Annotated in this window: 20 protein-coding genes; 16 read left to right on the top strand and 4 right to left on the bottom strand. The window is 43.2% G+C overall.

Annotated elements, in window-relative coordinates:
- The 7 genes from NXR94_RS03965 to NXR94_RS03935 all read left to right on the top strand — a co-directional run bounded on the left by NXR94_RS03965 (nt 1) and on the right by NXR94_RS03935 (nt 8840).
- Nucleotides 1-2265, top strand: a complete 2265-nt coding sequence (locus tag NXR94_RS03965; RefSeq protein WP_258103285.1) for a heparinase II/III family protein — start codon at nt 1-3, stop codon at nt 2263-2265.
- Nucleotides 2255-2617 carry a cupin domain-containing protein gene (locus NXR94_RS03960; protein WP_258103284.1) on the top strand — a complete coding sequence of 121 codons (363 nt, stop codon included), beginning with the start codon at nt 2255-2257 and terminating at the stop codon, nt 2615-2617. The genes NXR94_RS03965 and NXR94_RS03960 overlap by 11 nt, the downstream gene beginning before the upstream one ends.
- 21 nt (nt 2618-2638) lie before the next feature.
- Nucleotides 2639-3997, top strand: a complete 1359-nt coding sequence (locus NXR94_RS03955; protein WP_258103283.1) for an MFS transporter — start codon at nt 2639-2641, stop codon at nt 3995-3997.
- Nucleotides 3998-4032: 35 nt separating this feature from the next.
- The gene (locus tag NXR94_RS03950; RefSeq protein ID WP_258103282.1) at nt 4033-4785 is read left to right on the top strand and encodes an SDR family NAD(P)-dependent oxidoreductase; all 753 of its coding nucleotides are present in this window, start codon (nt 4033-4035) and stop codon (nt 4783-4785) included.
- 155 nt (nt 4786-4940) lie between these two features.
- Nucleotides 4941-6968, top strand: a complete 2028-nt coding sequence (locus NXR94_RS03945) for a chondroitinase-B domain-containing protein (RefSeq protein WP_258103281.1) — start codon at nt 4941-4943, stop codon at nt 6966-6968.
- Nucleotides 6969-7031: 63 nt separating this feature from the next.
- Nucleotides 7032-8120: an alpha/beta hydrolase gene (locus NXR94_RS03940; RefSeq protein ID WP_258103280.1), complete on the top strand. Its 1089-nt coding sequence runs from the start codon at nt 7032-7034 to the stop codon at nt 8118-8120.
- A 210-nt stretch (nt 8121-8330) separates the two neighbouring features.
- On the top strand, nt 8331-8840 hold the full coding sequence (locus NXR94_RS03935) for a gluconokinase (RefSeq protein ID WP_258103279.1): 510 nt from the start codon (nt 8331-8333) through the stop codon (nt 8838-8840).
- Here NXR94_RS03935 and NXR94_RS03930 read toward each other — a convergent pair.
- From NXR94_RS03930 to NXR94_RS03920, 3 genes are read right to left on the bottom strand one after another with little or no spacing between them, the layout of a single operon-like run.
- Entirely contained in the window at nt 8837-9292 is a 456-nt protein-coding gene (locus NXR94_RS03930) for a DUF4920 domain-containing protein (protein WP_258103278.1), read from the bottom strand. The two genes, NXR94_RS03935 and NXR94_RS03930, sit on opposite strands and share 4 nt — an antisense overlap.
- Before the next feature lie 9 nt (nt 9293-9301).
- A complete protein-coding gene (gene cysM / locus NXR94_RS03925) occupies nt 9302-10180 on the bottom strand; it encodes a cysteine synthase CysM (protein ID WP_258103277.1) in 879 nt (292 codons plus the stop codon).
- A gap of 3 nt (nt 10181-10183) precedes the next feature.
- Entirely contained in the window at nt 10184-10990 is an 807-nt protein-coding gene (locus NXR94_RS03920; protein WP_258103276.1) for a serine O-acetyltransferase, read from the bottom strand.
- A gap of 566 nt (nt 10991-11556) precedes the next feature.
- On the opposite strand from NXR94_RS03920, the gene NXR94_RS03915 reads away from it, so the two are divergent.
- Nucleotides 11557-12357: a hypothetical protein gene (locus tag NXR94_RS03915; protein WP_258103275.1), complete on the top strand. Its 801-nt coding sequence runs from the start codon at nt 11557-11559 to the stop codon at nt 12355-12357.
- 97 nt (nt 12358-12454) lie between these two features.
- Nucleotides 12455-14905 (top strand): CotH kinase family protein, encoded by a 2451-nt coding sequence (locus NXR94_RS03910; RefSeq protein WP_258103274.1) that lies wholly within the window; start codon nt 12455-12457, stop codon nt 14903-14905.
- A gap of 62 nt (nt 14906-14967) precedes the next feature.
- On the opposite strand, the gene NXR94_RS03905 is transcribed toward NXR94_RS03910, so the two are convergent.
- Nucleotides 14968-16491 carry a CotH kinase family protein gene (locus tag NXR94_RS03905; RefSeq protein WP_258103273.1) on the bottom strand — a complete coding sequence of 508 codons (1524 nt, stop codon included), beginning with the start codon at nt 16489-16491 and terminating at the stop codon, nt 14968-14970.
- A 180-nt stretch (nt 16492-16671) separates the two neighbouring features.
- Between NXR94_RS03905 and NXR94_RS03900 the strand changes: the two genes are divergently transcribed.
- The 7 genes from NXR94_RS03900 to NXR94_RS03870 all read left to right on the top strand — a co-directional run bounded on the left by NXR94_RS03900 (nt 16672) and on the right by NXR94_RS03870 (nt 23074).
- Nucleotides 16672-17352: a DUF4956 domain-containing protein gene (locus NXR94_RS03900; RefSeq protein ID WP_258103272.1), complete on the top strand. Its 681-nt coding sequence runs from the start codon at nt 16672-16674 to the stop codon at nt 17350-17352.
- Nucleotides 17353-17354: 2 nt separating this feature from the next.
- Nucleotides 17355-18362, top strand: coding sequence for a hypothetical protein (locus NXR94_RS03895; RefSeq protein WP_258103271.1), 1008 nt, complete (start codon nt 17355-17357; stop codon nt 18360-18362).
- The gene (locus NXR94_RS03890) at nt 18359-19582 is read left to right on the top strand and encodes a hypothetical protein (protein WP_258103270.1); all 1224 of its coding nucleotides are present in this window, start codon (nt 18359-18361) and stop codon (nt 19580-19582) included. Before NXR94_RS03895 ends, NXR94_RS03890 begins: the two co-directional genes overlap by 4 nt.
- 502 nt (nt 19583-20084) lie before the next feature.
- Nucleotides 20085-20489 (top strand): hypothetical protein, encoded by a 405-nt coding sequence (locus tag NXR94_RS03885; RefSeq protein ID WP_258103269.1) that lies wholly within the window; start codon nt 20085-20087, stop codon nt 20487-20489.
- A gap of 165 nt (nt 20490-20654) precedes the next feature.
- Complete coding sequence (locus NXR94_RS03880; protein ID WP_258103268.1) at nt 20655-21506, top strand: toxin-antitoxin system YwqK family antitoxin; 852 nt, start codon at nt 20655-20657, stop codon at nt 21504-21506.
- Nucleotides 21507-21821: 315 nt separating this feature from the next.
- Nucleotides 21822-22262, top strand: a complete 441-nt coding sequence (locus NXR94_RS03875) for a hypothetical protein (protein ID WP_258103267.1) — start codon at nt 21822-21824, stop codon at nt 22260-22262.
- Nucleotides 22263-22612: 350 nt separating this feature from the next.
- On the top strand, nt 22613-23074 hold the full coding sequence (locus NXR94_RS03870) for a hypothetical protein (protein ID WP_258103266.1): 462 nt from the start codon (nt 22613-22615) through the stop codon (nt 23072-23074).
- Nucleotides 23075-23400: the final 326 nt, after the last annotated feature.

Raw genomic sequence — 23400 nt, 5'->3', positions numbered from 1 at the left:
TTGAAATTAAGGTTATACATATTATTCCTGGTTTGTTGTAGCGGGGTTAACCCTGGATTTTCTCAACCTGGTCCTTCATTGATCATGACTCCTTCAGGAGTGAGGACCATCCAGGAAAACCGGGGGAAAGCCCCACTTTTTGACCAGACCTTGAGTGAGTTGGTTATAAGGGTTGATCAGGCAATGTCCGAGGGGATTGACGTACCTGTGCCTAAGGATCTGGCAGGAGGGTACACTCATGAACGTCATAAAAGTAACTTCTTCCTGTTGCAGGAGGTTGGTATTCTCTTTCAGATCACAGGAGATGAAAAATATGCGCTGTTCATTAAGGAAACACTATTTGCCTATCGAAAAATGTATCCTACGCTGGGGCTGCATCCCGAAGAGCGATCTTATGCGCGAGGTAAAATCTTTTGGCAATGTCTGAACGATGCGAATTGGCTGGTTTATGTAAGTCAGTCTTATGACTGCATCTACGGCTGGTTGACAGAGGCAGAACGAGAGGAATTGAATAATGAGCTTTTCCGACCGATGGCAGATTTCCTGTCTGTGGAAACACCACAGTTTTTCAACAGGATACATAATCACAGTACCTGGGGAAATGCTGCTGTTGGGATGATAGGTCTGGTGATGAACGATTCGGAACTTGTGGAACGTGCACTTTATGGGGCAGGAACTACGAGTCTTTCCACCACTGCTGAGGACAATGACGGAGCTCGCATCAAGACGAATGACGAAATGGGATTTTTAGCCCAGATAGATCATGCATTCTCACCGGATGGCTACTATACCGAAGGTCCATATTATCAGCGATATGCGATGTATCCATTCCTGATTTTTGCTCAGGCCTTGCATAACAAGCGACCTGATCTGGGTATTTTTCAATACAGGGATGGTGTACTCCTGAAAGGTGTCTATGCGCTCCTGAACCAAACTAATTCGGCAGGGGAGTTCTTCCCAATCAATGACGCACAAAAGGGCATGTCCTGGTTGTCGCGGGAATTGACCACGGCAGTGAGCATGGCTTATTACTATGATGATCGAAATCCCTCATTGCTATCAATTATCGAAAAGCAGGAAAGGGTGCCTTTGAATCAGACCGGTATGTCAGCGGCTTTGGCTATTGCTGGTGGCAAATCTCAACCGTTTCTTAAGAAAAGTGTCGAATTACGAGATGGAGCCAAAGGAAACGAAGGAGCTATAGGGATACTAAGAGCAAATTCAAATGAAGATCAGGTAACTCTGGTAATGAAATACGCCAAGCATGGCATGGGACATGGTCACTTTGACGAACTGGCGATTTGTTCCTATTTCAATGACAAGGAAGTACTGGCGGACTATGGAGCCGCCCGATGGGTCAATATTGAATTGAAAGATGGAGGAGGTTACCTGAAAGAAAATAAGACCTGGGCCAAGCAGACTATTGCGCATAATACCCTGGTGGTTGACTCAAAATCACAATTCAATGCCAATGTTCGCAAGGCTGATGAGTATCATCCTCGGCCATATCTCTTTGATGTGAACAACCCTGATGTTCAGGTGATGAGTGCTATTGATACGAACAGCTATCAGGGCGTGACCATGCATCGTACGGTAGTGCTGATTAAAAACGAGTCCTTTGAAAACCCGGTAATGCTGGATTTGTTTAAAGTGACTACTAGTGAGGTACATGATCTGGATCTTCCTTTCTATTTCGATGGGGAGTTATTGAAAACAAACGTAAAGCTGACTCCTGAGAATGAGGTTTCCGTATTGGGTGACAAGTACGGGTACCAGCATTTGTGGAAGCAGGCTATGTCGAAGGGTGAAAAGGTGCTCAAGGGAACCTGGTTCAATGAAGAGGTATTCTACTCGATCACAACTACGAGCTCAGATGAAGATGAAGTGATCATGGGTTTGCTGGGGGCAAATGACCCCAATTTCAATCTGAGAAGAGAACAGCCATTGATCCTTAGACGTCCGAATGTTACGAATACATTATTCGCATCTACAGTGGAGGTCCATGGTCACTATTCTCCAGTGACCGAACGCCCGATTAATAGTCACAGCAAGGTTGAATCGGTTGAGGTGTTGCTGAATGACGACTGTTACTCAGTGGTGAGTTTCACAGCTATCAATGGTGCATCATGGACTTATGCGATGTGCAGTTCGGATTCTTCGGGTGAAACAAAGCACAAATTGAAACTGAAAGATCAAAAGCTCGAATGGGTCGGTCCATTTATGCTAACATTTAATAAAATAAATAAGAGTAAAAATGACAAGTAGAGAATTTCTATTTACCAAGGAATTGCCATGGGAAGAAGTCGCTCCGGGAGTGAGAAGGCAGTTGATGGGATATGATGAAAGTATATTAATGGCTCGTGTTTTATTCGAGGAAGGAGCGATTGGTAGGGTCCATGAACATCATCATAGTCAGGTGACTTACGTGGTGAAGGGCAAGTTTGAATTGCAGGTTGGCAATCGTAAAAAAGTGATTGGTCCTGGGGATGGTTTTTATATCCCTCCTCATGTAGATCATGGTGCGGTTTGCCTGGAGCCCGGAGAACTAATAGATGTTTTTAGCCCGATCAGAGAGGATTTTGTCAGGCTCAAGGAAGAAGAACTACCTGTAGACTAACAGGAATAAAGAGATAAGACTATGTATGAAGTCCAAGAAAAAGTGATAGTAGAACAGACCGAAAAGCCGCGCTCCGAATTCCCCGATTCACAATCTGAGGAGCGTGGTTTGAAGGTCAAAGGTCTAAGATGGTGGATCATTGGACTGATCTGTCTTGCCACGATCATCAACTACATTGATCGGTCAGCCCTTGGTATTATGTGGCCAAGCATATCCGGGGATCTGGGCATGGATAAAGCTGATTACGCGTTGATCCTCAATGTTTTCATGGTAGCATACGCAGTGGGGCAGTCAGTTTCAGGTCGTATGTTCGATAAGATAGGAACAAGGATAGGCTTTGTCATTTCCATTGGGGTCTGGGGCATTGCTACCATGCTACATGCTTTGGCGCGGGGTATATTTTCCTTTGCTTCCTTTCGGGTCTTACTGGGGCTTGGAGAGGCTGGAAACTGGCCAGGGGCTGTCAAGAGTAACGCGGAATGGTTTCCGTCTGATGAAAGGGCTTTTGCTCAGGGGATATTCAATACGGGAGCCGCATTGGGCTCGGTAGTGGCACCACCATTAATTGCATTGCTGTGGGTGGCTTTCGGGTGGAAGATGACCTTTTTGGCGGTAGGAATGTTGGGTTTGCTATGGATAGCTCCATGGCTATTGGTTAATAAAAAATCGCCTGCAAATCATCCGTGGATCACTAAAGAGGAAAAGCTGCATATCCTTCGAGGACAGACTCAGGTAACGCAAGAGGTTGAAAAGAGTGAGAGAGGCTTGAGTATGAAGCAAATACTTTCCTACAAAGAGTCATGGGCGGTGTTGATCTCAAGGTTTTTTGTTGAACCGATTTGGTGGCTGTTCGTTGGTTGGATGCCTATTTATTTGGCAGATACTTATGGCTTTAATGTAAAGGAGATAGGCTTTTTCGCCTGGGTTCCATACGTGGGAGCAGCCCTTGGAAGCCTGTCGGGAGGCTATTTTGCCGGCAGACTAATGCTGAAAGGTGCATCGGTGGATAAAGCACGCAAGACCACCATTACGATTGGAAGTACAATTATGTTTTTAGGCCTTCTGGCTACCATTTTTCTGGCCAATAGCCCTGAAAAATTTGTGGCGATTGTGGCATTTGTGTTGTATGGTTTTCAGTTTATCATTAGTAATATTCAGACGATGCCCAGTGATTTATTCAGTGGCAAGTCTGTAGGATCGTTGGCAGGTCTGGGAGGTACCGTTGGGGTGTTTTCGGTAATCATTATGAACTTCCTGGTGCCGGTCATTTCGAAATTTTCATACATACCCATTTTTATACTCATTGCTGCCTTCGTGCCGCTTGGAGTCCTGTCAGTGTATTTGCTGGCAAAAGAGATTAAACCATTAGAAAGAAAGTAAAGTAATATTCAATAACGCAATTAAATTTTATTAAGATGATACTAGAGAATAGGGTAGCTATTGTCACAGGAGGAGCACGTGACATTGGTAAGGCTGTTTCCAAAAAATTAGCTCGTGAAGGAGCAAAGGTGGTGGTCAACTACTTCGATAATGAAGAGCAAGGTAAAGGCACCGTAAAGGAGATATTGGAGGAAGGAGGAATTGCTATCGCGGTGCGGGGAGATATGACCAAAAAGGAAGATGTTCAAAATCTGGTTGATCAGGCAGTGACTGCCTTTGGAAACGAAATTCATGTGTTGGTAAACGTAGCCGGTGGTCTGGTAGCGAGAAAGTCGATTGAGGAGATGGATGAGGACTTCTTCAATTTCTTATTGAGGTTGAATCTCAACTCAACTTTCCTGACCACTCAAGCAGTGGTAAAACATATGCCGGAAGGTGGATCAATAATCAACTTTGCTTCTCAGGCGGCGAGAGATGGTGGCGGACCGGGAGCCTCGGCCTATGCTACAGCTAAGGGAGCAGTGATGACCTTTACCCGCGCCATGGCTAAAGAACTGGGTCCTAGAAACATTCGAGTCAATGCACTTTGTCCTGGAATGATCGCTACCACTTTTCATGATGTATTTACCGCAGATCAGGTAAGGGAAAAAGTGGCTAATGGAACACCTTTAAAGAGAGAGGGTAATGCCCAGGAAGTAGCTAACCTCGTGGCATGTCTGGCTTCTTATGAGACATCTTTTGTTACTGGGACCAACATTGATATTAATGGAGGGTTAGCATTCTCGTAGTTTGTTATGGTGTGAAATGGGGTCGGTTTGACGTGCCAGCTGTAGAGCAAGTAGGTTGATTTTTTCTAAGCAGTCATTCCGGCCTCTGTTTCTTTTATTTCTAACAACCAGTCTATTTTTCAAGGGTTTGGCCCTTTTAAGAACAACCAATTATTATGTTAAAAAAGAATAGGATAGGCATTGCTTTGATTATGCTTATTGTGTCTCACTTAAGCGGATACGCTCAGACAAAAACAGTAGTAAGCAACTCAACTGATTTTAGTAATGCAATTAAAAATTCAGGATCGGGTGATACGGTTGTTATGCTCGATGGAGTTTATAATGGAGTCTATTTATCCGTCTACTCCAGCGGAGAGGAAGGCAACCCGCTAGTCATTATGGCGGAGAATATTGGAGGGGTTGAATTCACCGGAACTTCCGGTTTCGTTTTGAAAGCTGTGAGCCATGTGGTGATACAGGGTTTTAAGTTCTCAGGAGGAACCGCAACGGCCATCAAACTAGAAGGGTGTAACAATATTCGCATTACGAGAAATATTTTTGATCTGCAGGAAACCACCTCTCTGAAGTGGGTCTTGATTGGAGGAAAATGGGATGCTCCTGATTTAATTAGCCATCACAATAGAATAGATCATAACACTTTTCAAAACAAGTCAGAAGCAGGTAATTACATTACGGTTGATGGCTCCGGAAACGGTCAACAATCGCAGTATGACTTGATTGATCATAACCTTTTTAGAGATAACACACCTCGTATCCCAAATGGTAAAGAATCTATTCGGGTGGGTGTCAGCACGCTTTCCAGATCCAGTGGTTTTACGACCCTTGAGTTTAACTATTTTGAACATTGTCATGGTGACCCCGAGATCATCTCGGTCAAATCCTGCGATAATATTGTACGCCACAATACGCTGGTCGATAATCAGGGGACCATTACTCTTAGACAGGGAAGCAGGAGCAGAGTGGAAGGAAACTATATTTTTGGAAGTGAGGATGCCTGTAACCTTGATGGTAACTGCCCTGGCGGTATAAGAGTTTATGGAGAAGATCATGTAGTGGTTAATAATTATTTGCAGGGATTGAAAGGGGATCGATGGGATGCTCCGATCACATTGACTTATGGGGATGCTAAAAGGGGAGGAACCAGTCTGGCAGCTCATTACCGCCCTGATAATATCATTATCGCCTACAACACGCTCGTGGATAATGACTATGGAATTCAAATAGGTTTTGACAATGGGGGTAAATATAACCTTCCACCTAAGGATGTGATCATGGCATTTAACCTGGTGACGGGAAGCACCAATGAACTAATCAAATATTATAACGATCCTGAGGGAATGGTATGGGTTGATAACGTTTTTTACCCTACGGGTTCAGCGGTACTCACGCAGGATGGCACAAAAACATTTGGTTCCGATGAAATATCGGTGGCGGATCCTCAACTGACATTCGATGCAACTACCTCCTTATGGAAATCTACTGAGAGTACGCAGCAGTATTTGAAAGATGATGAATTAATTGGATCAATGATTAAAGATGTTCATGGCGACCTCAGAGGCAGTATGACAACAGTGGGTGCTGATGAATTCAGTATGGAATCCATCCGGTTTGCACCGCTAGCAGTTGATGATGTGGGACCATTTTCTTATCACCTGGAATATGAGGAAAGTACGGTTTCTTTTGATCAATCATCATTGATTTTACCAGTGATGGGGGGCGCAAAATCCGTTACGGTTGAAGCTAATGGGGACTGGTCAATCACCAATACCGCTGACTGGATTACTTTGGATAACGCTACCGGAACAGGTAGTTCAACTATCGAGGTAACAGTAGCGGAAAATCAAACGAGCGCCAACAGGATTGCCACAATTGTGCTTGTGGGAACATACCGTGTTTCGTATTTGACGATTGAGCAAAGTGTCAATGAATATACTTTGAGTAGCTTGGGTAATAAAGGACTATTCGTTTTTCCGGTGCCATCAGATGGAAAGATTCAAATTAAAAGCCAGCAGCTTAACGAAATTCGAACTTATGAGATCAATGACCTTTCAGGACAACTAATCAATAAGGGTAATCTCAATACTGATGTTCTTGATATCTCTCATCTAAAGCGTGGGGTCTATATCCTATCCGTGGTAGGAGGGAATGGCCAGAAAGAAACTGTCAAGTTCTCCGTGCTATGATTCAATGTTTTAAAATATTCAAAGGAAAGAAATATGCTGACTGATTCAAATTGGCTTAAGCTGATGAAGCTTATTATGGTAGTGACGCTTATTCTCAGCTGTCGTTCCATTGAAACTCAGGATAACCCGCCTGAACTGGAACAAGAGGAGAAGAATATAGCATCACAGGAAAAGAAGGGCGGAGACAATCATGAAGGACTTCCAAAAGATGAATTCAAGAGTTACCTATCGACGCCCTCTTTTAGTCTCAATGACGCGAATGCCAGGTTCTATATGAATGTTCCGTATGGTGATTTTGACAGAACTCGGCTGGACCTGTTCAAAGCTTCGGGCGAGGAGCCAGGCCCTTTATTTATCTACATTCATGGTGGAGGATTTGTGAAAGGCGATAAGGACCGAAGCTATGGTAGCTCATACTTTCAGGGTTTGATTAATGCCCTCCTTGACCAGAATATCTCAGTAGCCATGATCAATTATAGGTTTGTGGAGAGGGATGATCAGGAAGGCTTGATCAAGCCATTAGGCGATGTGAAAAGAGCCTTGCAATTCTTAAGGTACAATGCAACAAAATTTAATTTAAATAAAGAGAAAGTGGTGCTGATGGGTAGCTCTGCTGGAGCCGGAGCTGCCATGTGGTTGGGGTTGAAAGACGATATGTCTGATCCTTCAGCTCAAGACATGGTTCTTCGTGAATCCACCAGGGTATCAGGGATTCTTTGTACGTCCACTCAAGCGTCATATGATGTCTTTATTTGGGCTTCGGATATTTTTGAGGAGTATCTGAGTGAAGGTTTTAGCTACGCTGAGGTGGAATCTATGATATCGGCGGCTCGAATCAGAAATTACTATGGAGTTTCCACAGATGATGCATTGAACTCTGAAGAGATTCAGATTTATAGAAAAGAGGTTGATTTTGCTGGTTACGTCAGTTCTGATGACCCAGTGATCTATGTTGCAAACAAGAGTGTTCCGTATAAAATCCCTGAAAACTCCTCAGAACTTTATCACCACCCTTTACATGCCAAATGGTTGAAAGATAAATGTGATGCCGTAGGGTTGAAATCACATTTTTACATACCCGATATGAATATTGATTCGCGTGAAGGTCTTAATACACAGGAATTCATCATTGGAATACTTAAAGGAAGCTAACGAACGTATTGATATTGGTAAGAAGGTCGAATGCTCGATAGTTGCTTGAACTGAACTAGCTTTCATTGGTTGACCCACAGTGGAGGTGCTTTGAGCATTTGGCCTATTACCCCTTTTTTTAGAACAGATTTATTGACCAGATTTGGGTATTAATACGCGGAATGGCGTCAATGCGCATGAATTTATAACTGAAGTACTAATTGGAAATTGATGGATCAAGAGCATAACTCTTGTTTTATAGTGTGTGGAGTATCCGGTAGTGGCAAAACCACTATCGGTAAACTCCTGGCTCAAAAGCTGGGATTACCCTTTTTTGATGCGGATGATTATCATCCAACACCCAATATTAATAAAATGAAAGCCGGGACGCCCCTGACGGATCGTGATCGTAAAGCATGGTTGGAGGATTTGCGTATTGAGGTTATTCAGGCACAATCATCCTCCGGCTTTGTGTTGGCCTGCTCGGCTCTCAAAGAAAAGTATCGTGAATACCTTTCCTCAGGATTCGGGAATATACAATGGGTGATCTTACTTGGTGACCGACCCACTTTGCTGAATCGGCTAGGTCAGCGCAAAGAGCATTTTTTCAACGCTGATCTGTTAGATTCTCAATTGCAGTTGTTCGAAAAACCGGAATACGGTTGGAAGTTTGAGGTCACCCAAACACCGGAAAGTATTGTGGATGATGTCCTTGATAAAATAAAGGAAGTGGATGTTTAAATTTCTTCGCTCTTTTCTACCAGCACGCCCTCCGCAATCATTGAATATTCCACATAGCTTTTGGAAGCATCATAAATTACACCAGCCCCATCCGCATAGAGTTGGGCCATCAAAGGATCCATTTCACTTTTCTTGAGCTCTCCCTGGACGATGACCTCTTTCCCTGCAATATTCTTTGGAACGAAGAATTCGTAATCCTTGAAAGTAACCCGAATAGGAAAGCCTTCATCATTTTTCAGGATCATCCAACTGCCTTCTTCCTGATCAACTTCTTCGACAATGGCAGCGAGCTTTACAGAACTGGTTTCAAGGTCTGCCTGCTGGGTGATGAGCTTAATTTCCTTTGCGTCTTTAGGTTCAATCTTCGTCCCAAATGAATCATATTCTTTACTGGGAGTACAAGAGAAAATTCCAATGAATATTAGACCGATAAGTAATAATGAGTATTTCATATTTACAATTTATTCAAAAAGTCCTGAACTCAGGTAGCGCTCTCCTGTATCGCAAACGATAAATACGATCACTCCCTGGTCTATTTCATTGGCGACCTGTGCAGCTGCAGTCAGTGCTCCACCGCTACTCATCCCTGACAGGATGGCTTCTTCTTTAGCCAATCGCTTGGCCATAGCCGTGGCATCATCCTGGGTTACATCGATGACGCGGTCCACACGCTCCGGTTCGAATATTTTCGGTAGAAACTCCGGTGACCATCTGCGAATTCCCGGGATGCTGGATCCTTCAGTAGGTTGGGTGCCAACAATCTGGATGTCCGGATTCTTTTCCTTAAGAAATCGGCTCACACCCATGATGGTACCTGTGGTGCCCATGGCAGAGACAAAGTGGGTGACTTTCTCTTGTGTATCCCGCCAGATCTCTGGTCCTGTGGTTCTGTAGTGCATGCCGTAGTTATCCGGATTGGCAAATTGGTTCAGCATGAAATAGCCTTCTTTCTCTGCCATTTCCTCTGCCAGCTCGCGTGAATACTCGATGGTTCTTTCGGCAGGAGTAAGGATCACCTCGGCGCCATAGGCTTTCATTACCTGGATGCGTTCTGCTGTTGAGTTTTCAGGCATGATCAGGGTCATTTTCAGTCCAGCCGACTGGGCGATCATGGCCAGTGCTATCCCAGTATTACCACTGGTGGCCTCAACCAGTCGGTCACCTTTTTTAACATCTCCACGCTCGATGGCGCCCGAGATCATTCCATAGGCAGCCCGGTCCTTGACACTTCCTCCGGGGTTTTGACCTTCCAGCTTGGCATAGACGGTCACCCCAGGTTTTTGCACAATATTTTTAATCTCCACTAAGGGAGTATTTCCTATCAAATCGAAAAGACTCATGATTTAATCCTGTTTTACGATGATCACATCGGGTTTATCCTCGTTGTGCATTTCCGCTTTATAATAAATTCGGGATTCGGCCGGAATACTTCGGGTCAGCCATACGTTTCCGCCCACCACCGAGTGGTGGCCTACTACCGTGTTGCCTCCTAAGATGGTCGCTCCGGCATAGATCACTACATTGTCCTCGATGGTCGGATGCCTTTTTACCATGGCATCTTCTTTATTGACACTGAGTGCTCCAAGCGTAACTCCCTGATAAACCTTTACCCAGTTACCGATCACGGTGGTTTCACCTATGACGATCCCGGTTCCGTGGTCTATGCAAAAATACTCACCTATACGAGCACCCGGGTGGATATCGACCCCGGTTTTGCTGTGGGCATTTTCAGTAATGATCCTTGGTAAAATATCAATACCCAGTTGCAACATCAAATGAGCGATGCGGTAAGCCGCAATGGCATAAAATCCCGGATAGGACCTTACCACCTCTGCATGGCTAACGGCTGCCGGGTCTCCTTTAAAAGTGGCCTCTATGTCTTTTTGAAGCAACTCATAAATTTCCGGCAACTGATCAAAGAAAGCTACGGTCTTATCGTCACCTGATTCTACGATGAGTAGGTTCATCTTTTTCCTCAGCACTTCAAATGCATCGCCCAATTCATCGATATTCTGAATCGGGGAGGTGCTGTAGTTTGGAAACAAAACCCCCATTAACTGATTAAAGAACTCAATCACCTGTGCGCTGGGGGGGGACTGTCTGCAATCTTTATGTGCCTGATATACTCTATTTAAGAAAGAAGAATCCATACTGCTCATATTCGGTAATTGATATTGATTGTGAACGCGAATCATTCCGTAAGCGTTCGTTTGACGGCAAAGATAATTGCCTTGAGCTTGTTATAGGGATAATTAAGGCAATTGCATAAAAAGATGTGTATATGTTGTGGATACACTGTGTAAAACCTATGGATTATACCTTTTTCCGACGTGGAAAAGTGGTTCAAAACAAGTAAGTAGAATATTTTAAAACCTGCAAAAATGGACCTAGCTTAGTTCTTACCAATCGAGAGATATGAAGCTGAAACGATAGTTTCCGGACGACTTGGAGGAAGTGGATCATTGCTACGGCAAGATTCGACGAAACCAAAGACTTCGTTTTCAGGGAAAATCGGTTTACCCGAGAGGGCCCTGAAGAGGCGTCAAAACTGTAGATTGGCGATCATTAATACCAAGGTGTTAGTTGATTGAGAAGGGTGCTTTCGCAAGAGGGCACCCTTTTTTGTTTTATGGCTGGCTGCACATCCCTCGAGGCGGAACTTATCATTAACTTTAATGTTCTCTATCATAAGTTTCAATAACCTAAAAAATCTATTATGAAATTTCTCAAATGGAATGCATTGTGTTTAATTCTTGCCGCCTTGACTGTCGCATGCAGTACTAATAAAAAAAGTGATGAATCTGCTGAGGAGACAACCGAGCAAATGGATACGACCAGCTCCATTACACTAACAAAGGCCCCAGATTCACCTCAGTATCCGGAGGCCTCACTTTCCAAAAATGGAGTGGCCATTACGCCAAACGACTCACTGTTTACAGTAGAGTATGATTTTGAGGTGGCAAACTATGAATTGGGCGTACAAACCGAGGATGCTGCTACCCGGGGAATAGCCAATTCTGGCAAAGGACAACATATACACTTTATCGTTAATAATGGACCGTATTCGGCACATTATATGACGGGTGTGATTGATCAACTGGCAGCAGGGAATTATGTTGTACTGGCGTTCTTGTCCAGATCATATCATGAAAGCGTCAAAAGCGAAGGTGCCTATTATATTGAAAATATCACCGTGGGAGATGTAGCATCGGAGGAAGTGGATTTGGATGCACCTCATTTGTTTTTTAGCAGGCCAAAAGGTACTTATGCTGGTGCCGATACTAAAAAGCTAATGCTGGATTTTTACCTTCTCAACACCACTTTATCCGCTGATGGCAACAAGGTAAGAGCGACGATCAATGGGGAAGAGTTCATGATCGATGAGTGGGCGCCATATTACATCGAGGGCCTCGAAAAGGGAGAAGTTGCTATCAAACTAGAGCTGGTTGATGCGACCGGGGTGGTAATCCCGGGGCCATTCAATAGGGTTGAAAGAACGGTGATGCTCGAGGAGTAAAAGTATCCTTCTTTTCTCTGTATCATTCGGGAGGAAGTTTGCTTTATTAACCTGGGAAAGAACTGTGACAAACTAAGTTGCGTTCATACCTTATACAATGAGAAAGTCCTTCCTCCTGATCTTTTTTATTACTTGCCTACTTTACGGTGGGTATACCCAAACTATTAATTGGGAATCGATTTTCTATCATGATGACGAGTTCAGATACCTAACTAATAATGATTTAGCTCCCGCATCTAATTGGCGTGAAGTCAGCTATGATGACAGTGCATGGTCCCTTGGGATTGGAGGGTTTGGTTATGGTGATGGTGATGATTCCACTGAGCTTAACAACATCCTTTCCGTATTTCTTAGAAAGGAGTTTACGGTCATCGATAAAAATGAGATAGAGAAGCTCATTCTTCATATCGATTATGATGACGCATTTGTAGCCTTTATCAATGGGGCGGAGATAGCGAGATCTCCAGGGCTGAATGATCAATATCCAGCATCCGGCACTTTGTCAACCTCTCAGCATGAAGCGCTGATGCCTACAGGTGGGTCGCCGGAAGCCTTTTCTATTGACCCTGCAAACCTGATAATTAGCGGCACCAATGTTATTACTGTGCAGGTCCATAATGTAGATCCGACTTCTTCCGACTTGTCCTCTAATGTTTGGCTAACAGCGGGTTTGAATACTGAGATTTCCAGGTATAAACCTACGCCAGAATGGTTTTTTCCACCCGTGGAATTATCAGAACTGGTTTCAAACCTTCCTATTTTGGTGATTGAAACCAATGGACAGACCATTCTTAACGACCCAAAGATCGCTGCGCAAATGGGGATTATTTACAATGGACCAGGGATGACCAATTCAATCTCGGATAGCTTCAATGAGTATGATGGTGCGATTGGAATAGAATTAAGAGGCAACTCAACCCAAACATTTCCAAAGAAACCCTACCTGATTGAAACAAGGGATTTACTGGGCCAAAATCTGAATATAGGTTTACTTGGTATGCCTCCTGAAAATGACTGGATTTTACGGGCCTCCTACCTGGATCATACTTTCATAAGAAATAGTCTGGCGGATCATCTCTCACGCCAGACGGGTAGGTGGGCGAGCAGAGTTCGGCACGTTGAGGTGGTGCTGAATGGTGAATATCAGGGTATTTACTTGCTAATGGAGAAGATCAAGTGGGATAAAAACCGACTGGATATTGATAAGTTATATCCGTACGAAATATCGGGAGAGGAATTGACAGGAGGGTACATTTGGGAAGTGACAGGGTTTGGTAATGATTTTGGAGAAGCCAGAAGGCTAAAGTATCCCGGGATTGATGTAATCACTAATGAGCAACTCAACTACATCAGAACTATAGATGATAGCTTTAGATACACCATGACGCAAGGCTCATATGTATATGCCAACCCTAATTCCGGATATGTTCAACATATAGATGTGCTTTCATTTGTTGATGAGATGCTGGTCCAGGAAGCGATGCGAAATTGTGATGCCTATGGATGGAGTGGTTACTTTCATAAAGATAAGAATGGTCCAATCAAAGCTGGGCCGGTTTGGGATTTTGATCAGGCTGCCGGCAATTCTACTTACCCGGACAATGGAGTTGTGGGATTATGGATGGCGCAACATCCGGATACCTGGAATACGCCATTCTTTTGGTCGTTGTTACTGAATGATCCGTTTTTTAGGTATTCATTGAAACTACGTTGGGAAGAATTGCGCAAGAAGGCATTTAGTGATGAGAATATTTTTCATTTTGTTGATTCTATTGCCAGTGAACTATCGGAGGCCCAGGTAAGGGAGTTTGAAAAGTGGCCGGTATTAGGAGCCAATATCTGGAGAGAGTCTGCAGGGTATCAGTCACGAGATACTTATCAAAAGGAGGTGGATTATTTGAAATCGTTTATTCAGGCCAGGTGTCAATGGTTGGATAATGCCCTGAGCTATTTAACCAAACCGTCCGGCTACCCTCAAATCATTCCAGTCCCCAGTGATACGATAAAGGTGAATATCGCTGATGGGAGAATTGATGTGAATGTTCGGAGCTATTTTAGATATCCATATTCAAGCAATTTGCAATATTCACTCGGTGATAGCCTACCCAATTTTGCATTGTTTAAGATGTTTGATCCGATAACACTAAGAATTCAGCCCCTCAATTTTGGAATAGGTCATTTCACAATCACTTGTAAGGATGTTTATGGTAACAAAATGGATAATACGTTAATTGTTGAGATAGGTGATTTTGATGAGGTGGGCAATGAAGACTTACTGAGTAATGACGTATGCTGTGAAGATCGTGTTTCCATTTATCCGAACCCTGCGAATAAAGAGATTACTTTCCAACTGGATGATGAATCGTCGAGAATATTGAATGGAAGAATATACGACATGTCAGGCCAATTGATTAGTTCCATCGATGCTCCTAAAGAGAATAATTCACAAGCCCATTATAACTGTGAGTCCTTAAAAGGCGGTCTGTATTTTGTAGAGCTCACCTTAATTTCAGGCGAAAGGCTCTGGTCCAAGTTTTTAGTTGACTAAAACCATTTAGAAGCCTTATCAAAACCATGATTGAGACTCATTTATTTATCGGTCTCTCCTGATTACTTTTTGATCACCGGAGTGGTGATCACGTCACCTTCTTTAGTAAAAAGAGAGAGCACATAATAGCCTGATTTTATATTAGATATATCTATTATCGGCAGTGGGATTGATTGGAAATTGCCTTTAGAAATGATCTTGCCTGAATAATCTAACAATAGATAATTATTTAGTTCCTGGGTTGTGAATATGTTCAGGATGTTTTCCACCGGATTTGGATAAACGGTGACTTTCTGCTGTGATGTTGAGTTGCTCAATACAATCTCTGTAGCATCAAACTCCTGATCCATCCATTCCATCCTGTAAGTGATCCATGTCTTCAGGTAGGAGATTTCTTCTTCATAAGTGGTTCCAACATAGGTATTTGGCCAAACAGCATTACCCATCACAGGCCATCGAGCAAAGTTTCTTTGGTAAGGCCCATTCAGCACTGTAGCAAGAGAGTCGATGACATTTAGAATTGATTCTGTAGAAAATTCATCAGACCTTAGGCTCTGCCACCGCTTTTTGAGTGCGTATAAATAAGATTGATCCTCCAGGAATCTTTCCCACCAAAACGGATTTAACGAAGTTTTGTCACTGCAAAGACTGTTCTGATCCCAGACCCATCCTGAGTAGAGGGTAGCTTCGCAATCATTGTTGTTTCCGAGGGTAAACTGGAAATTCAAGGGCGGTCCCATGATCAATTTTCCTCCATTACTATCCTTATCTTTATAAAGGTGTGCATCTCGTCTGTAGCCGTCAACATTCTTTGTGAGTTCTACAAGTAGGGAGTAGTTGATAAAAGAGTATTTGTTGGCATAGTTTCCATAACCACCAACCGAATTGGTGAAATTTGCTCCCTTGAGCACCGTTTCAAAAGTTTTTACATAGTCTGAAATATACTGAAACTGGGTAGCTGTGATCTCCTCTTCTTTCGGGTACACTATTTGAAAATTGATCACCTGAGATGCATCGATCCGGTCGTTGGGCGGGTATTGGGAAAGCCAGCTTTTGACATCCGGATCGCTTTTCACTTTATCAATCTTGAAAATATATCCGCCCGTGAGATCATCTCCAGTGTTTTCATCAATGTTGAGTTTGGCGATGTCAATACGTGATGCATCTCTTTTAATCTTTTCCATGAAAATGTAAACACCTTTATAGTCCTCATTGACTACCACCTCGCACAATTGAATACCCGATCCGTAGTATCTGGTTTTTTGCCAGAGGTAAAAGGCAAGGTAATTTCTGATCAGTGTTTTATCAGAATAAGGCCCATGCAGTTCCCAGTCTTCTTCTGAGCCCATTCCGAGGATGGGCGCAGAAATATCTTCATTGATAGCGCTTCGAAGCTCAATGGAATAGCTTGGTTTACCATCTACCCAATTGTTTGTAAGTGGGTTGAACTCTACTCCAATATATCCGCTGTACTCATTTGGCGTATCATTAATGTAATTAGTCAGCCCATTTCCTTTATGGATTATCTGCATGGTACCGAAGACTTTCGAGCTATCATTAATAGTGGTTTCGCTGGTGATCTTCACGATTGGAAGATTTGAACTAGTCAATGTAACCTGTGCAGAAGCATTGAAAAACGTAATAAATACAATTATTTTGACGAAAGTGGTAGTTGAACGCATCTAAAATCTGATAATTCTATTACTTGATTGCACCTGTAAGTTAATTCATTGTTAAATTGAACCCTGAATTATTACAGATTCTTTATGTTCGATCAGTTTCTGGAGGGGAATCAATACTACGATTATCCATCTTTTGAAGTTGCCCTCTATTCTCTCTTATTAGCACTAGTTTTAAGCTCAATTATGGCCTTCACCTATAAGTTTACTTACGAGGGAGACCATTTTTCTAAAAACATGTTTCAGGCCATGATCCTGAGCTCCCTGGTTACCTCCATGATCATGATGGCGGTGGGCAATAACCTTGCAGTGGGCTTTGGGATCATCGGTGCGGTGGCGATCATTCGGTTCAGGACCAATGTTCAAAATCCAAGGAACGTTATCTTCATCTTTGCGGCACTCTCTATTGGTATCGCTACTGGCGTTTATGGATATGCTGTGGCGGTGGCGGGCACCTTTATTTTTTGTCTTACTGCCATCATATTGAACTATTCCAGCTACAGGGTAAAGGCTCTGGATAGCTATAGCCTGGAATGTGGGATATTCGAAGAGGCAACGCTTGAGACTTTTCAGAGTAAGCTGAATGAGCTTTGTACAGAACTGGAGCTTCAGGATATTAGACAGCGTATCGATCGATCCAATAGATATACTTTTCTTTTTACGCTAAAGGAGGGACTGGATATTGAGTCGGTATATGAGCACATGAAAATGGACGGAGTGGAAGAGCTGAAAATTAACCGTAAGCGACAATTGTTAGAGCAGCTATGAATGTGAGGAAGTACGTATATGTGGTTTTTTGGTCTGTTCTGTCCTTATTTCTTATCCTAATCTCATTAAGGTACAGAAATAAAACAGAGGCCATGATGGCGGTGGTGGAGTCTCAACTGATCGCCATCAGTTATCAAAAGCCTGTGATCATAGAAGCGATGTATGTAGTGCCCGGACAAGAAGTCAGAGTAGGGGATACATTATTGCGGGTGTCCAGGCCGGATCTGTCCCTGGAAATCGACAAGAAGCGCAATGAACTGGAAAGATCCAAATCAGAAAAGCTACAATCTGAGCAGAATTACAGAAGCAAGCTGGCCCTGTCGCGACTGGAAGCGGAAGGTAAACTGAACCGCCTTCAGATGGAGTTAACCGAAATAAATACCCGCATCAGTCAGCAACATTCTATCAACCAAAAGCTGAGAGGTGGTGAGGGAAATGGAGGTAACTACTCCTTCTCAGATTCATTGATGATGATGAAGAAGGCTTCCATTGAGCAAGAATATCTGGATGTGAAAAACTACCTCGACAAAGAGCTCGACCGTCTCAGGCTTAAGTTTCATGATGAGCAAAGCCTGATTGACAAGATCATCACAATCAATATGAGGGAGCTTACAGCTTTAGAGGAGGAATATTCATCACTCATTCAAATCGCTAAAATCAATGGGATCGTCGGGGTCGTGAATGTCCAGCTGCATGAGTTGGTTCCGCCCTATAAGTCGGTGGTTTCTATTTTCGAAACCCGGCCTTCATTGATCAAGGCTTACATGAATGAAGCTATTTCTTATCCTGTATCAGTTGGGGATTCTGTCAAAGTGGTTTCTGAGAATCGACTGTACAGCATAGAAGGTGTGGTGCTTGAACTGGGAGCCAGGATTACCGATTTGCCGGACAAAATACAACCGGTCACCACCACAAGAAGTTACGGGCAGGAGGTGTTTATTCGCATCCCGGCTAATAATCAGTTCCTCAATGGTGAAAAGGTGTTTGTACACCCAAAAGACGCTGAATGAGATTTTATTTTTCCCTGATCATTTTTTGCATTGGAGCACTAACCGTACGAGCTCAGAGTACTGTGAGTCAGGTGCTGTCATATCCTGTAAGTGAAACAGAAATGATGGAGGTGATGGCCTATGAGGAGTTTTTGGACAATCATAAGTTTAATTCTCCATGGTTGCGTGAAATGGACTTTAGGGTGCGCTCCAATGATACGGAGCTTGGACTGGAGGACTACAGGCTGCGATTTGGGTTAATCAACCCCCTTGAGATCATGGCCAATCGAGATTATCGAAAACTACTACAAAGTCAGCAGACCTTTCAGAGAAAAAGAACCATCAATGATGTTCTGCTCCGGAGATATGAAATTCTCCTCGAAAGCTATTTTCTCTCTAAGTCGGATCAGCATTTGAGGGGTTATCTGGCTATTCTTGAGCAGGTCCAGGACATAGTGATGACCGAGGGACAGGACTTGTCCGATCTGATAGACATCCAGTACGAACTTGTCAAAACAGAAATGGAACAGATCGAGCTGCGGCAGAAGAAAGAAATATTACAAGCTGCCCTTGCTGAGTACGGGCAGGATTCTATGATTGCATGGGATGACTATTCAATCGTTGGGATCGCCCAGGTGGTTTTGCAAATAGAAAGTTTGGAAGATACGGAGCGCTCTATGCAGCTGGTAGCTGAATTTAACAAGCTGGAAGAGGAGCGATCTATACTACAAATTAAGAAGGCAGAAGCCTTTAGTAATATCGGATTTATACAGGCGGAATATGACAGCGAAAGAGGGAATGCAATAGACGAGCATGCCGGTTTTCAGGTTGGTTTTAATCTCCCGGTCTTTGGAAAGGATCGCCCTGATCTGCAAAGAAGGGAATTGGAGTTGGTCGAGCAGGAGGCAGAGTATGAAATGGAAAAGCAGGAGGAGGAGCAACAATCTGAGCTGGCGGTGAGTCAAATTCGAAACCTGAACAGACAGTATGAGATGCTGGAGACGAGGCAGGTAGCGTTTTCAGAATTGCAGGGGGTGGTGAGCCGAAATGGTTCGAATGTGAAAGGCTACCTTCGGATGGCTGAGTTTGAACTGTTTTTAGCTTCTAAATCTTTAGCTGTGGAAGCGGATATCCTAATGAAGTATATCCGGTACCTGAGTCGTTACGGAAAGCTGTCGGATCTGCCTTACAGAAACTACCTGTCTTCCCTACCGGAGGAATTTGAATTGAGCTTTGAGTGAAGTTTAATCGCTGATGAGCATGGATGGTTGCTGCCGTTTGAGCGTGCAGCGGAACTCCAGTCCTGATTGTCCAAGAACCGTGTTATTATACGGATATATACGGAACTATACGGATAAAAACACGGCTAATTGATTGTTTTCATGGTTCTTTGGGTAGGTGATTGCTTATTCACGTTCCTATCAGGTAAATGATTATTCCTGATTCTTCTAAAAATGGGGAGTAATACCCAATAAGTGAGATAAAACCAATCTTTCTACCCCTTTTAAATGTTTTAGGGGGAGTCCTGTATGATGAGAATTGAAACCTATTTGCGCTATATACAAACCATATCAGGCCATCATTCTGTCAGGAGCACAGAAATTTATACACATGTAGCGGTGATTGGCCTACAGGCAATTCAAAATCCATTAGCTTTAACCTGGATACAAGGCGTATATAATGCACAAGTGCACTATATTCGGTTGTTATGTATCAGTGGTGCCAACTCAAAATTCATCTTCAATGAGAACAACTATTATCGCAACACTTCTAGTCGCCCTTTTCAGTTGTAACTCTGAAACCCGAACTTCTAAACCGTTTGTTATTCATGGCGACACACTTGGCTGGTCCGACTCACTTTATATTGACTTTCAAGGCGGTTACTATTCTGACTCCCTAACAGTATTTGTCAACGGTGAACCTTTTACAACTTTCACGGATCTCACAACTGATCCAGTATGGAGCTGGGCTGGTGCAACCGCTATTCCAATTTCAACAACAGAATCCATTTCTGTATGTCTTTTCCGAACAGACAAAACAGACAGTCTAACCCTTGAACTTCCAACGAACAACTTCATCGGAATTTCCAACTATGCCGAACGAGGTTGGCACATAGAAACTTCTAAGGAACCCTTCATTTACGAATAAACCCGATACATAACATTGTGTATGGCCGCATGTGCGAACTGAGCATTTAGCCAACTTTGGCGGAACTCGACCGTGAATCAGCCGCTGAGGATACTTTTCTGCTTTCTACCAAGCTCAGTTCGCAGGAGTTTTTTTATCTTCTGAACGCACTGCCACTTAGATACTTTGGAAGCACCGGCAGATTTCACTATTTTGCTGCTACTAGCCAGTGGGGCGCACACAGCGCCATACACGGGCGTTAGAGAGAATATGAGGTACCTGCTACTTTTACTTACAACCCTTATCATAGTCGCATGTGAACAACAGACACCAAAAATCAACTTTTATGCGGCTGAAGATTACGATACTCTTTTCCCTGTACAAGATGGCGAAGGACATTTTGTAACAGGCGGACTCGTCAACTTGCTTGAAAATGGCTTGGTTACATCCGCTTTATTCACAACGATATCTTATGACACTATCAAAGATGAAGTCTTACTAACTAAAGAGAATTACTTTCACCATGACTCTACCATGAACTACGGGTTCACTTTTGGAATTGCATACATTGACCCGATTGCTGAGCAATTCAATCCTGAACCAGCAATTTTATCAAAAATCGGTCAACTGGAAGTTCACTATGCATCCGGCGATACTATCACATATGTGGACACTCTAAAGTTTGTACGAATCAACCCTCTGGTGCATCAACGCCTAAGTGGTGAACTCCAAAACAACAAGAGAGTAGGATCATGGACAACTTACTATGACAATGAACGAACTCTCGTTTTACGGAAATCAAATTTCAAGGAGGGCTTAAGACATGGATCAGACTCTGTTTTCTATCCTGATGGTAAACTATCAGTGGTTGCTAACTGGATAAATGGTAAAAGAAACGGGACAGTTGAAACATTCAGTGAGTATTCTGGTAACGTTACAAGTAGAGTAACTTTCTCGAATGGTGAACCGACTTCAAAGCTCTATTTCTTTGACCATTACAATAACCCAATAGATAGCATCGACACTAACTCTCTCTAACATGTGCTAGCACGAATGCGCCTAATCATCTTTCTGCTAGTTTCATCTGATCGTCATCGCCCCGCTAGCCATTCTGAAATTTCATCTCCCCTAGCCAACTTTCGTGCTTTTGGATTTTTACTTCTCAACGCAGTGCTTCGTAGGCATAATTGTGGGTGTTGGCTAGCAGAGCTATCTTAGTGCTTTCTGCCAAGCTAGGGGCGCACTCCTGCTAGCTTGGCGTTGGCATTCATTACGTCCGAGAGATAATTGAGCAATAAACAAATACTTCTAACTCTTCTTTTAGGTCAACTTTTTAGTTGGACAGGAATTTTGATGAATTATCATCTTGGTGCTCCCTATGTACTTTTTCCCTTTCTATTTGGGATTTCGGTTCCGCTTGCGAACTGGAACGCAGTTAAATATGTAAAGTGGCGTTCCACAGTAACATTAGGAATAATTTCAACTGCATTGTTTTTCGGAACAACTGCTGCGGTGATCGCTCTTGGTAATATCCATATCGTTCTGTCCTTTACTGCTGTTGGATTATCAGGTTTTGGATTCTTGCTGTTCAACTCAGCATTTATCTCTACTATTCGGACTAACTTCTTAACTGGTGGCATAACATTCATTTTGGTGGCCATCTCAATCCCAATTGGCAAGGAAGCGCTGGAACTACTCAACAAACAAGGAACTGACTACACCTTCCTTTTCTCGACCTTCATGACAACACTTGGAATATGTTCTAGCAGGCTAACATCTGAACGAACAAACTGAAAAAATGAAATGCCAACATACGATGATGGCGCATGGCCTTACTTAGCATTTTGCCAAGTGTCTGCTGAACATCCCACTTATCTGCCGCCAAGAAAGTGTAGTGCTTTCTACAATCTTCTGCTTGTGGGAGTTTTTTATCTGGAATGGCGCAGTGTAAGTCTGATACTTTGAATGCACCGGCAGATAAGCTACTTTTATCGCAATTAATTAAGCTCGGAGGCCACAGCGCCATATCTGGGCGTTATGTGTAATATCTGCAACTCGAACAGATGAACTTCCAACAAAAACTTGCGGACTTTGTACTTGGCAACCGAACAATTAGCCAACATCCAGACATTGCACTAACTGGAATGAACGAACAACTGGAATCTGAGTCCCTTTCAATTTTAGCAGGTATGAACGAACGGGATAACTCATTCGAACTAGAGCAATATTTCCGACAAATGTTATCTGAACTTCAGATTGAACTGCCAACTAAGATGGAAGCTGCCAACATTTTGCTGAACCACTTCATGACGCGGATGATCGCTGAACCAACTTGTGCATTTGAACTAATGACCAAGATTCAGAATCATGTCTACTACGCAATTAAGTGGCCAGAAACTCGCTCAGAGAATACCAAGAAATATGTGGGGCAAGAACTAGGTCTGGAACATTTGTACACCTGGTATCGAGAACTCCAAGACTTTAAAGATGGCAGCCGATTATTCTACTACAACGAACTACCGAGGGACGAACAAAAAATGAAGTTTGAGGAACACCTTGTCGAAGAAGCTCAGAACTGGTTGAACGCCGGAAAAACATACACATAACAGACGCTGATCGGGCATATGTCTGAGTGCATTCTGGCTGGTTTCAGTGCAACTCGACCGTGATATCTGCCGCTGAGATTCAGTAGTGCTTTCTACTTACTTCTGCTCGCAGGATTTTTGGACTTTCAGAACGCAGTGCCAGTTGGAACCGTTGTGAGCTTCGGCAGATTTCACTACTTTAGTGCTATTCACCAGCTGTGGACATACGCCCGATAGCTGGTCGATATCTATGATAAAATCAAGCCATTTCAACTTTTTTTAGTGCAATTCTATCCTGATATGGTGTCCCTCTCTTAACTACCGCTACTACCCTGTGCAGTAGCTTA

This window comes from Marinoscillum sp. MHG1-6 (genome assembly GCF_024714475.1).
Taxonomy (GTDB): domain Bacteria; phylum Bacteroidota; class Bacteroidia; order Cytophagales; family Cyclobacteriaceae; genus JAMZMI01.
The sequence above is the reverse complement of the archived record's forward strand: the minus strand, read 5'-3'. Positions and strand labels throughout refer to the sequence as shown.

Bases quoted from the DNA above. Each gene is read 5' to 3' on its own strand.
- NXR94_RS03960 (WP_258103284.1), top strand. From the start codon at position 2,255: ATGACAAGTAGAGAATTTCTATTTACCAAGGAATTGCCATGGGAAGAA.
- NXR94_RS03955 (WP_258103283.1), top strand. From the start codon at position 2,639: ATGTATGAAGTCCAAGAAAAAGTGATAGTAGAACAGACCGAAAAGCCG.
- NXR94_RS03950 (WP_258103282.1), top strand. From the start codon at position 4,033: ATGATACTAGAGAATAGGGTAGCTATTGTCACAGGAGGAGCACGTGAC.
- NXR94_RS03945 (WP_258103281.1), top strand. From the start codon at position 4,941: ATGTTAAAAAAGAATAGGATAGGCATTGCTTTGATTATGCTTATTGTG.
- NXR94_RS03940 (WP_258103280.1), top strand. From the start codon at position 7,032: ATGAAGCTTATTATGGTAGTGACGCTTATTCTCAGCTGTCGTTCCATT.
- NXR94_RS03935 (WP_258103279.1), top strand. From the start codon at position 8,331: ATGGATCAAGAGCATAACTCTTGTTTTATAGTGTGTGGAGTATCCGGT.
- NXR94_RS03930 (WP_258103278.1), bottom strand. From the start codon at position 9,292: ATGAAATACTCATTATTACTTATCGGTCTAATATTCATTGGAATTTTC.
- cysM (WP_258103277.1), bottom strand. From the start codon at position 10,180: ATGAGTCTTTTCGATTTGATAGGAAATACTCCCTTAGTGGAGATTAAA.
- NXR94_RS03920 (WP_258103276.1), bottom strand. From the start codon at position 10,990: ATGGATTCTTCTTTCTTAAATAGAGTATATCAGGCACATAAAGATTGC.
- NXR94_RS03915 (WP_258103275.1), top strand. From the start codon at position 11,557: ATGAAATTTCTCAAATGGAATGCATTGTGTTTAATTCTTGCCGCCTTG.
- NXR94_RS03910 (WP_258103274.1), top strand. From the start codon at position 12,455: ATGAGAAAGTCCTTCCTCCTGATCTTTTTTATTACTTGCCTACTTTAC.
- NXR94_RS03900 (WP_258103272.1), top strand. From the start codon at position 16,672: ATGTTCGATCAGTTTCTGGAGGGGAATCAATACTACGATTATCCATCT.
- NXR94_RS03890 (WP_258103270.1), top strand. From the start codon at position 18,359: ATGAGATTTTATTTTTCCCTGATCATTTTTTGCATTGGAGCACTAACC.
- NXR94_RS03885 (WP_258103269.1), top strand. From the start codon at position 20,085: ATGAGAACAACTATTATCGCAACACTTCTAGTCGCCCTTTTCAGTTGT.
- NXR94_RS03875 (WP_258103267.1), top strand. From the start codon at position 21,822: ATGAATTATCATCTTGGTGCTCCCTATGTACTTTTTCCCTTTCTATTT.
- NXR94_RS03870 (WP_258103266.1), top strand. From the start codon at position 22,613: ATGAACGAACAACTGGAATCTGAGTCCCTTTCAATTTTAGCAGGTATG.